This window comes from Thiomicrospira sp., assembly GCF_036568485.1.
GTDB lineage: Bacteria > Pseudomonadota > Gammaproteobacteria > Thiomicrospirales > Thiomicrospiraceae > Thiomicrospira.
The window spans coordinates 1-10,776 of sequence record NZ_DATCSL010000033.1 but is presented as its reverse complement, the minus strand read 5'-3'; the positions used below and the strand labels follow the sequence as shown (position 1 = coordinate 10,776).

Here is a 10,776-nt window from a genome sequence, read left to right as displayed (position 1 = left end):
GGTATTTTTGGTTTTATCCTAGGCAAACGCTACGCCTACACCGGCAAAATCACGAATCCGTTTAATCGCAAGCAGTAACCAATACCACCAGGCCTGGTGGTTCAGTCAATCCGAATGGTTGCAAAGCCCTGATTCTCATACCCCATAATTGACAAGAAGGTATTGCCCACCAAGGTGATGCCGGGTAATAAATCTTCTTGGCTGAGATTGAAACGCCGAGTGGCGATTGCACAGGCTTCCATGTGAACGCCTTCAAGCTGCTGAATTTGCGCTATGCGGTCATGCAGCATTCGCACCTCGGCGGCACGTTCGATGTCTAACTTTTCGGTATCTCGTGCAATCAAGCCCGCCGCACCACCGCGGAATGCAAACACCATTTTGGGTTTCAAACCTTGGCGAATCAAGTCTTGATGGGTTTCTTCGATGACATTTAAACGTGAAATTAAACCTTGAGGATTTGCGAGTGTAATATCCCAAAGAATCTGCCCGGTTTGCATTCCGGTAATTGCACGAGAATCGGTCGGTTTATCGGCTAGCACCAGGCCTGGTGCTAAGGCAAAGATTAATAAAAAACTCTTTAAAAACGCTTTCATTTTTACCCCTCCCGTAGAAATTTAAAACGCCATTCGAGCATAGCAGAAATCAAAATGCCAAGCTTAAACATCAGCTTTGCCTAATGTTTAAAGGCTACCAGGCCTGGTTAATCCTTATTTAACGCAGCTTGAAGGCGCAGTTTTAGAAGTTCAATTTTACTAGGGTCGGCGAGGGTGAGGGCTTTTTCAGTAAGGGTCGCTTCAATCGCCGGCCAGTCGTTTTCAATAAACGCATCCACGCCTTTGCCCAGGTCGTTAAAGTAGCCAGCCGTTTGCTCGACATCGGCTTTAAGTAAGTTCTGCAGCTCTTCAAGTTCATGTTCAGTTAAGACTTCTAGCTCCGAGCCTTTTTGTTCGATTTGACTAATCTCTTTACCCAGCCAATGCAAACTAGCGTCTTCGGCATTTTTCAGGCGAAAGGTGAGTTGGTCGAGTAGACTGTTGTATGCATTTTGAAATTTTTCGGATAGTGACATGGGCGGCCTCCTTGTGTTCGGCTAGGCGGGGATAGAAACTGCTAATTCGTCTTAGAGTTACTTTGTTATAATGAGCAAATTCTAAATTTTTCTATTTTAATCATACCGAAAACCCAGCAGGAAAACACAACAAGATGATCGCCGAATATCAACCTCAGTCGTTAGAAGCCGCCATTCAAAAAATCTGGCAAGATCAAAAAGTCTTTGAAGTTACCGAAGACCCAAGCAAAGAAAAATATTATTGCTTGTCGATGTTCCCTTATCCAAGCGGGCGCCTGCATATGGGGCATGTGCGTAACTACACGATTGGCGATGTGATTTCGCGTTATCAACGCATGTTGGGCAAAAATGTGATGCAGCCCATGGGCTTTGACGCGTTTGGTTTACCGGCTGAAAATGCCGCGATGCAAAACAAGGTTGCACCGGCCGCTTGGACTTATTCCAACATGGATTACATGCGCAACCAGTTGCAACAACTGGGGTTAGGTTATGACTGGTCGCGCGAGTTGGCGACTTGTTCGCCGGATTATTATCGTTGGGAACAATGGTTGTTTACCAAGCTTTACGAAAAAGGCTTGGTGTATCGTCAATTATCAGTGGTGAACTGGGATCCGGTCGATCAAACCGTATTGGCGAATGAGCAGGTTATTGATGGCAAAGGTTGGCGTTCTGGTGTGCCAGTTGAACGCAAAGAAATCGCCCAGTGGTTTTTAAAAATTACCGATTATGCCGACGAATTATTAAGTGACTTGGATAAGTTAGAAGGTTGGCCAGAACAGGTTAAAACCATGCAGCGCAACTGGATTGGTAAATCCACAGGTATGGAAATCGCGTTTCCAATTGAAGGCCAAACTGAAAGCCTAAAAGTCTATACCACGCGCCCGGACACTTTAATGGGTGTGTCTTATGTTGGTATTGCGGCCGATCATCCGTTAGCCAAAAAAGCCGCGTTAATGAACGAGCCGTTGGCGCAGTTTATTGAAGAATGTTCACACATTTCAACCGCCGAAGCCGACATGGAAACCATGGAAAAGAAAGGTGTCGATACCGGTTTACGTGTGCGCCATCCGGTGACGGGTGAATTGGTGCCAGTTTGGGCGGCCAACTTTGTCTTAATGGGTTATGGCACCGGCGCGGTGATGGCGGTTCCGGCGCACGATCAGCGTGACTATGAATTTGCTAAAAAATACAACTTGGCGATTAAGCCGGTTATCCGTCCACAGGATTCGGATTCGGTGGATGTATCTGAACAAGCCTATACCGAAAAAGGCGTGTTGTTTAACTCCGGCGAGTTAGACGGGCTTGATTTTAGCGCGGCGTTAGAAGCTTTAGCTAAGTTATTAGGCGACAAAAACCTCGGCCAAAAACAAACCAACTTCCGTTTACGCGACTGGGGCATTTCTCGCCAGCGTTATTGGGGTTGCCCGATCCCAATGATTTATTGCGCGGATTGCGGCCCCGTGCCGGTTCCAGAGCAAGATTTACCGGTGCGTTTGCCAGAAAATGTAGTGCCAGATGGCGCAGGTTCGCCGTTAGCTAAACTGGATTCTTTCCGCAATTGCACCTGCCCGAAATGTGGCGGCGAAGCCAAACGCGAAACCGATACCTTCGATACCTTTTTTGAGTCGTCTTGGTATTACGCACGTTACGCCTGCCCAGGTCAAAATGAAGCTATGTTGGACGAACGCGCTAATTATTGGTTGCCGGTTGATCAATATATCGGCGGCATTGAACACGCGATTTTGCATTTATTGTATGCGCGTTTCTTCCATAAACTGATGCGTGATGTCGGTTTGGTTAATTCAGATGAGCCGTTCAAAAACCTATTAACTCAAGGCATGGTGTTAATGGACGGCGCAAAAATGTCGAAATCTAAAGGCAATACCGTCGATCCGCAAGGTTTGATTGAACAATATGGTGCAGATACCGTGCGTTTGTTTATTATGTTTGCGGCGCCGCCAGAGCAGAGTTTGGAATGGTCAGATTCAGGTGTTGAAGGCGCGCACCGTTTCTTAAACCGGGTTTGGCGTTTAGTACAGCAACACGCACAAGCAGGCCTGGTGCCCGCCAGCCAGAATAGTGACGGTTTAACCAAAGAGCAAAAAGCCCTGCGTTTAAAACTGCACGAAACCTTACAAAAAGTCAGCGACGACATTGGCCGTCGTTTGCAATTTAACACCGCGATTGCGGCCTGCATGGAGCTGTTAAACAGCCTAGCCAAGTTTGATGACGACAGCGAGCAAGGTCGCGCGGTCATGCAAGAAGCTTTGGAAACCCTGGTGTTGATGTTGTCGCCGATGGTGCCGCATATTACCCAAACCCTTTGGGAAACCCTAGAGCAACCAGGCCTGGTGCTTAATGTCAGCTGGCCAAAGGTGGACGAATCCGCCTTAGTTAAAGACGAAATCGAATTGATGGTGCAGGTTAATGGTAAGTTACGCGGCAAAATCAGCGTAGCGAAAGATTTAGATAAAGACGCGATTTTGGCGTTAGCCAAGGCCGAAGAATCGGTCACCAAATTTATTGACGGCAAAGAACTGATCAAAGAAATTTTGGTGCCTGGGCGTTTGGTTAACTTAGTGGTAAAAGGCTAAAAAACAACGAAAAGGCGGATTTATGTCTGTGTTGACACGTCGTACGTTATTAAATGGTTTATTCGCGGCCATCGCCGTTGGCTCAACGGGTTGTGGGTTTCGTTTACGTGGCACCGGCCCGCTCGCGGGCGCAAGCTATAAAACGGTGCAGTTGCTTGGGGAAGAAAAAGTTCCCCGCGAACTCGTTAGCGCATTACGTCAACAATGGCGTGGTTTGGGAGTCGAGATAACTGATTCCATGTCGCAAGCCGAAGTGGTGGTGCAATTGGGTGGCTATCAACGCAATATCAGTCGCACGGCCTTTTCCGCCACTGGCGAAACTACTTCAGAACTGATTAAGCTCAGCCAGTCGTTTATCGCTTTCCGTGTTGAAGATGACACGGAAATCATCAACACCGAAGTTATGGCCTTGCGTGATCGTCAAACCGATCCAGCACAGCAACTCGCCGCCGCGCGTGAGTTGCAAGATATTGAACGTCAAATGCAACAAGATTTGGCGCGTCAGCTAATCGACCGACTTAATCGCACCTATCATCAACTGCCGGCGCTATATGATCAGCCGGGTTCTAGCACTGACGAAAACCCAGCCGAGCCATCGCAAACTAATGAGACATCGCAATGATTCTAGCGCCCGCTTTTTTAAAGCAAGTGGCGCAAGGGTCGCTGGCGATTCCGCCTGTGTTACTGATTTATGGCGAAGAACCGCTTTATATCCGCCGAAGCACCGATGCGATTCGCCAATATTTGCGTGAGCGCGGCTACGATCAACGTGATCGTTACGAAGTAGATGCGCAATATGATTGGGGCGAACTGCAAATGGAAACTCAAACCGGTTCCTTATTTGCCGAACGTCGCATTATCGAATTAAACCTGCCCACTGGTAACCCCGGGCAAGCCGGTACCGCGTTTATCCAGGCCTGGTGCAACCAAACCCCGCAAACCGAACCGGATATTGTATTGGTGATTTATTGCGAACGCCTAGATTCGCGCCAAACCAAATCCAAATGGGTCAGCGCGATTGAAGCCGCAGGCCTGGTGGTGCAATCCAAACCCATCGAAATGCGTGAATTACCTCAGTGGTGTCAACATCAAGCGCAACGTTTAAGCCTACAAATGGATCAGGATGCCGCCGCTTTGCTCGCCGAACGGGTCGAAGGTAATTTACTCGCCGCCGATCAAGAACTCGAAAAACTCGCCTTAATCAAACCAGCGGGCGAAACGGTCACTCTGGCGGATATAGAAAACAGCGTGGTTGATCAAGCCCACTATCAATTATTTGCCTTAAGCAGTCTAATGTTACTAGGCCAAGCCGCCCAAGCCCTGCACGTGTTGCAACGTCTGCAACAAGAAGGCAGCGAAGCGCCCATCGTATTATGGCTACTCACCAAAGAGCTACGCCAACTCATCGAACTCAGCCAAAAACAACAAACTATGCCGCTCGCCCAAGCCATGAAAGCCATGCGAATCTGGTCAAGCAAACAAAACGAAGTCAGCCAGGCATTACGCCGCCACAGCCAAGACCACTGGTCACAACTCCTCATGCAAGCCTATCAAATCGACCGCCAAATCAAAGGCACCAGGCCTGGTGATCCGTGGCTTGGGTTGTCGGATTTGGTCATGAAGATTGCAAGGTAATAGGCTAAGTTGTTATGCCGCTTTAATTGATTGCGTATATCAAGAAAATTAGTCAGTAACAAAATGTTGTTACCTTAAACCTTGCACAGTGGATCAATATCCATTTATTTTGAAAGGAGAGCTATATGAAGGAGCCATTAAAAACACTAGTGTGGGATCTGCCTATCAGGTTGTTTCATTGGTTGCTTGTAGTTAGTTTTTTCACGTCGGCTTTTATCTCTTTGGTTTTGGGTGATGACAGTGGTTTGTTTGCTTACCATGCGATCTTAGGTTTAATTATTGGTTTAATGGTTTTTATGCGGGTTATTTGGGGCTTTGTTGGGTCGAGATATGCTCGGTTTTCATCTTTCACATTTAGCCCTAAGTCGGTACTTGAGTATCTGGGCGGCGCGCTGATTGGCCGGAATACACATCATGTTGGGCATAATCCGGCGGGAGCCTGGGCTATATTTGCCATGCTGGGTTTGCTTGTTGGACTGGTGTTGAGCGGTTTGTTAATGGGTCTTGGACTTGAGTTTGTTGAAGATATTCATGAACTGTTTGCTTACGCGATGCTTGGGGTGGTTGCGGTGCATATTTTGGGTGTGATGGCGCATGTTGTGCGTCACCGCGAAAATATTGTGGCGAGCATGTACCATGGGCACAAAGCCGTGGATGAGAAAGAGGGCATTAAATCACCACATTTTGTGGCGGCTTTTGTTTTTTGTGTTGTTTGTTTTAGCTGGAGTTATGGGTTATTTGCGAATTTCGATGCGGCAACGCAGACTACAAAGCTGCCATTAATCGGTTGGACCGTACAATTGGGTGAATTAGAAGATGAGCATGATGAGCACGACGATGATCATTAATTTCATAGCACCTTAGAGGTTGTGAGTGTTGTCTTCTTTAACCCTTAGCCTTATTGTTTTTGCTTTTGCGACCTTGGCGATTATTTTTGCAGGCACGCGCTTGGCACGGTTGGCGGATGAATTGGCGGATCGTACTGGGTTGGGTGAGGCGTTATTCGGGGTATTGTTATTGGCGGGCATTACTTCATTGCCGGATTTTGCCGCTACGTTAAGTGCCTCTCTGGATGCACGCCCCGATTTGGCGATGAGTAATGCGATGGGCAGCATGGCGGTGAATTTGCTGTTTTTGGGTGTCGCCGATATTATTTATCGCAAAGCAAATTTAGAACATGCGGCGGCTTCGTCGGCTAATTTAACGCTGGCGACTTTGTTAATTGTGTTGCTGACCTTGCCACTGTTGGCGATTATTTCTCCCTCCATGGCAAGCTGGGGTGTGCACCCGATTACGCCGGTGATTGTGGGGGTTTATCTTTTTGGATTGCATTTGGTTTATCGCGCTCGCACTAAACCTATGTGGTTTCCTCGCTTAACCAGTCAAACCGTACCAGATCGACCAGAGTTGCATTATCAAGGCCGTTCGTCGGTCGTGTGGACTCGATTTGTGGTGTTAGCCGCCATAACTGCACTGGCTGGTTGGGTGTTAATGGAGGCGGCCAAAGTGATCGCGGATCAAACCGGTATGTCGGATACCTTGGTGGGCGGTGTATTTACGGCTTTGGCGACTTCTACGCCTGAGTTGGTGACGACGATTGCGGCCATACGTTATGGTGCTTTAACACTAGCGGTGAGTAATATTTTTGGCACCAACTGTTTTAATATGTTGGTGGTTGCGGCGGCAGATGTGAGTTATCCCGGTGGTTCGATCTATAACGAACTGTCAACGGTGCAAATAACTTGGGGTTTAGTCAGTATTTTGATGACCGCGATTCTGTTGTTGGGTATGGTGCGGCGTGAAACTTATGGTATTGGCCGAATTGGCTTTGAAAGCGCGATGATCTTAAGCGTTTACGCGGTCGCGTTGGGGATTGTTCTGGCGAACGGTTAGCAAGCGGTACTGTTTCTAAGTCTATAGAAATCCAATGAACCTTGTTAGTGGTGACATAAGATTAGAAGAATCTTGCCAGAACCGCTTTTGCACTCATTCTGTGAACCCGCTACAATGCTCGTTTGATCCAAATCGACGTAACAAATGGCAAGCGCGCTGTGAGTTTATATGCCAATATTAATCAAGCTTTAAAGCAATAGGATAGGGTATGGATATTAAAGATTATATGCAGAATTTAGGTCAGGCGGCGCGTGCGGCTTCTCGGGTTTTAGTGACCGCGACCACCCAGCAGAAAGACCAGGCCTTGTTGGCGATGGCGGCGCAGTTGGAAGCGCAGGCTGAATTATTGAAAACCGAAAATGCGAAGGATTTAGAAGCCGGTAAAGCCAATGGTTTGGATGCAGCGATGTTGGATCGTTTGGCGATTGACGACAAAGCGATAAAACAGATGGCGGAAGGTTTGCGTCAAATAGCAGGCCTGGTGGACCCGATTGGTGAAGTGACGGATTTACGTTATCGCCCATCCGGTATTCAGGTAGGCAAAATGCGCGTGCCTTTGGGTGTAGTGGGAATTATTTACGAATCTCGCCCCAATGTGACCATTGATGCGGCGGCGTTATGTTTAAAGTCGGGTAATGCGGCGATTTTGCGTGGCGGTTCGGAAGCGGCGTTTTCAAATCGTGCGTTAGCGGCTTGTATTCAAGCTGGGCTAGAGCAAGCCAGTTTGCCTAAAGCGGCGGTGCAGGTGGTTGAAACCACGGATCGCGAAGCGGTAGGCGAATTAATTGCGATGCCTAAATATGTTGATGTGATTATTCCACGCGGCGGCAAAGGTTTGATTGCGCGCATTAGCGAACATGCGCGTGTGCCAGTGATTAAACATTTGGATGGTATTTGTCATGTGTATATTGATGATGATGCCAACAAAGAGAAAGCGATTAAGGTGGCCTTTAACTCAAAAACTCATCGTTATGGCGTATGTAATGCGATGGAGACTTTATTGGTGGCCGAGTCGGTGGCGGCCGACATTTTGCCTGAGTTAGCTAAGTTATATGCGGAAAAGTCGGTTGAATTGCGTGGTTGTGAAGTCACCCGCCAAATTATTGAAGCCAAAGCCGCGACTCATGAAGATTGGGAAACCGAATATTTGGCGCCGATTTTATCCATTAAAGTGGTGGCGGGTATGAATGAAGCCATCGCGCATATTGATCAATACAGCTCTGGACATACGGAATCGATTATTACCGAAAACTATACCAAGGCACGTCAGTTTATGGCGCAAGTTGATTCTAGTTCGGTGATGGTGAATGCCTCCACGCGTTTTGCGGATGGTTTTGAATATGGCTTGGGTGCGGAAATTGGCATTAGTACCGATAAATTCCATGCGCGTGGCCCTGTTGGGTTAGAAGGTTTAACATCGCAAAAATACATTGTGTTGGGTGATGGACATATTCGTCAGTAATCACTGTCGTTAAAGTCGTTGATAGGGTCGTGTTCTCTGCCTGATTTTTAGGTGATCACCAGGCCTGGTGGTCACACAGTTATCCCGTTCTAAGTAGCTTTTGGTAGGTTTGATTCTTGCCTAGCAACTCTTTTTCTTTTGCGATGCAAATATCTAATAAACGTAATAAAAAATCGCTAAACAACGGACAGTTGAGGCGTTTTTGCGTGATAGTGTTGCGAATCTGACTATAGGTGCCATGCAGTTGTTCGATTTCAACCCCATATTGGTATAGCTTGTTGAGGTTTAAATCTAAATAACGGTCTAAACGCTGTGCGCAACGCGTGGCTTCCACCTTGGCCAAAATGCTATCCACAATTGAACGATGTAGATTTTGGAAACGCGGGTCGCGAATGACTTTAAAAATTTCTTGGTGACGGCTGGTGACTTTGTAATATTGGCACTGATCGGTGAAATGTTGAATCGCCACCTGATATTCAGACGGAATACCGTGAGAATTGGAAGGCGAATACCAGTGAACTTCGGCTTTACTAATGACTTTGATAACACGTCCTTCGCCGCGTTGTTTAATCACTTGGAGGGATTCGCGTTGTGCGCGTCGAGTTTCTTGTTTTAAGGCTTGGTCTATGCTCACAACTTGCCAGTTAAAACGTTGCGGGTTCTGATTCATTTTATAGTTTTCCACGACCTGAGGTTTGTCTAGAAACTCCAAGTAATCGCTATGGTTCGTATTGAACACGCGGAAGATGTGAATCATGATCCTTTATTTCCTAATTATTTTAATAGGTTAGTCATATTAACTTGGGCTAATAAGACTTGGCTATTCAATTTTATTTATGCAAAACACGTGCGTATTTATACGAAATAAAAGGTTTTAAAGGACGAATTGGATTGATTTGAATTTAATTGGCATAAAGGCGTTTTAAGAGTTGAGCCGCCTGATTTATTTTTTGGAAGGTTTGGGTGTCGCCACCCCTGTCTGGGTGGTGGATAAAACAGAGTTTTCGATATTGAAGATTCACTTGTTCTAGACCGATTTCGTCTTGTGTTGTTATTTCTAGTGTGAGTTTGGCCTGTTCAATTTCAGATGGGCTGGCCATTGATACACCAGATAGTTGTTTCCAAAATTGATCGAGTAAATCCACTACATCTTGAGTTTGGGTATCGCGGTAATGTTGGTAGTCGAGATAATAACGTTTTAACGAATCATCACGCGCTAAGTTCGTTTGGTCGGAAGGAGTAATATCTGGATCAGATTCGGGTTGAAAATGTATGTTTAAGCAATCAATCACTAGACGACCGTGCCCGGCTTGCTGCCATTTATCCGCTAGGCGATACAAAATATGAAACAACAAAAAGTGTGCCTGAAACAATTCAAGTGGCTCTAAGCTGGGGGTGAAAACCGCATAACCGGCTTGGCTGAGTTGTTTTAATAACGCATGTTCAGCGATACCAGTTGGATGGCCGCTTAAAATATTCAGCAGGTCGACTTCTAGCTGGGGATCAATTGGCGGATTATCCGAGTCGGCCATATTGTTCCCAATCTAGTAAGGTCTGTTTAAGTTCGCTGCCCCAAGCATAGCCGCCGAGTTCGCCATTACGACGAATCACACGGTGACAAGGAATAAACCAGCTAATTGGATTCGCACCCACTGCATTCGCCACCGCGCGGCTGGCGGTGGGGTGGCCAATTTGTTGTGCAAGGCTTAGATAATCTGTGGTTTGACCAAATGGAATCTGTAGTATGGCTTGCCAAACCGCTTGCTGAAATGGCGTACCTTGTGGGCAAAGTGTTATCGAATATTCAGCTTTACCAATCGCATCAGCCACCGGCTGAGTGAAGGTCGAGTCGGTTTGGTATTGCATCCCATCAAGCGAAAACGGCCTAAAATCACAGCGGCGTAGGCCTTGTTGATCCAACAACAAGTAAACCTCACCGAAGCGGGTGCGGTGTTGGCCGTAGTTAAGAAGGGAGGACTCAGTCATTTGGTTAGTTTAAGTGACGCTGCCAGCGAATAAAAGTATAATGTGGCGTTTAATAATTAATGTATTAAATCTTGCTAAGGATCGTGTGTGCAAACTACCAGGCCTGGTGAACCAGCCGGACAATTAATTGGCGTATA

11 protein-coding genes are annotated in these 10,776 nt (G+C 46.9%); 6 read left to right on the top strand and 5 right to left on the bottom strand.

The genetic code is table 11. The features are described 5' to 3' along the window. Window positions 1–101 precede the first annotated feature (101 nt). Entirely contained in the window at window positions 102–593 is a 492-nt protein-coding gene (locus VIM91_RS03335; protein ID WP_331863404.1) for a hypothetical protein, read from the bottom strand. A gap of 107 nt (window positions 594–700) precedes the next feature. Beyond that, window positions 701–1,069 (bottom strand): zinc ribbon-containing protein, encoded by a 369-nt coding sequence (locus tag VIM91_RS03330; protein WP_331863403.1) that lies wholly within the window; start codon window positions 1,067–1,069, stop codon window positions 701–703. A gap of 134 nt (window positions 1,070–1,203) precedes the next feature. Between VIM91_RS03330 and leuS the strand changes: the two genes are divergently transcribed. The 6 genes from leuS (at window position 1,204) to VIM91_RS03300 (ending at window position 8,653) form a co-directional block, all read left to right on the top strand. Further along, window positions 1,204–3,663, top strand: coding sequence for a leucine--tRNA ligase (gene leuS / locus VIM91_RS03325; protein WP_331863402.1), 2,460 nt, complete (start codon window positions 1,204–1,206; stop codon window positions 3,661–3,663). 22 nt (window positions 3,664–3,685) lie between these two features. Beyond that, window positions 3,686–4,285, top strand: coding sequence for an LPS assembly lipoprotein LptE (locus VIM91_RS03320; RefSeq protein ID WP_331863401.1), 600 nt, complete (start codon window positions 3,686–3,688; stop codon window positions 4,283–4,285). Further along, a complete protein-coding gene (holA, locus tag VIM91_RS03315; RefSeq protein WP_331863400.1) occupies window positions 4,282–5,298 on the top strand; it encodes a DNA polymerase III subunit delta in 1,017 nt (338 codons plus the stop codon). The genes VIM91_RS03320 and holA overlap by 4 nt, the downstream gene beginning before the upstream one ends. Window positions 5,299–5,423: 125 nt before the next feature. Then, entirely contained in the window at window positions 5,424–6,146 is a 723-nt protein-coding gene (locus VIM91_RS03310) for a cytochrome b/b6 domain-containing protein (RefSeq protein ID WP_331863399.1), read from the top strand. A gap of 25 nt (window positions 6,147–6,171) precedes the next feature. Continuing rightward, complete coding sequence (locus VIM91_RS03305) at window positions 6,172–7,191, top strand: sodium:calcium antiporter (RefSeq protein ID WP_331863398.1); 1,020 nt, start codon at window positions 6,172–6,174, stop codon at window positions 7,189–7,191. Window positions 7,192–7,399: 208 nt separating this feature from the next. Further along, window positions 7,400–8,653 carry a glutamate-5-semialdehyde dehydrogenase gene (locus VIM91_RS03300; RefSeq protein ID WP_331863397.1) on the top strand — a complete coding sequence of 418 codons (1,254 nt, stop codon included), beginning with the start codon at window positions 7,400–7,402 and terminating at the stop codon, window positions 8,651–8,653. 79 nt (window positions 8,654–8,732) lie between these two features. Here the strand turns inward: VIM91_RS03300 and VIM91_RS03295 are convergent, their stop codons facing one another. The 3 genes from VIM91_RS03295 to VIM91_RS03285 form a co-directional block, all read right to left on the bottom strand. Further along, window positions 8,733–9,410 carry a hypothetical protein gene (locus VIM91_RS03295; protein WP_331863396.1) on the bottom strand — a complete coding sequence of 226 codons (678 nt, stop codon included), beginning with the start codon at window positions 9,408–9,410 and terminating at the stop codon, window positions 8,733–8,735. A 145-nt stretch (window positions 9,411–9,555) separates the two neighbouring features. After that, complete coding sequence (locus VIM91_RS03290) at window positions 9,556–10,185, bottom strand: DNA-J related domain-containing protein (RefSeq protein WP_331863395.1); 630 nt, start codon at window positions 10,183–10,185, stop codon at window positions 9,556–9,558. Then, on the bottom strand, window positions 10,169–10,639 hold the full coding sequence (locus VIM91_RS03285) for a methylated-DNA--[protein]-cysteine S-methyltransferase (RefSeq protein WP_331863394.1): 471 nt from the start codon (window positions 10,637–10,639) through the stop codon (window positions 10,169–10,171). The genes VIM91_RS03290 and VIM91_RS03285 overlap by 17 nt, the downstream gene beginning before the upstream one ends. Between the last annotated feature and the right edge of the window lie 137 nt (window positions 10,640–10,776).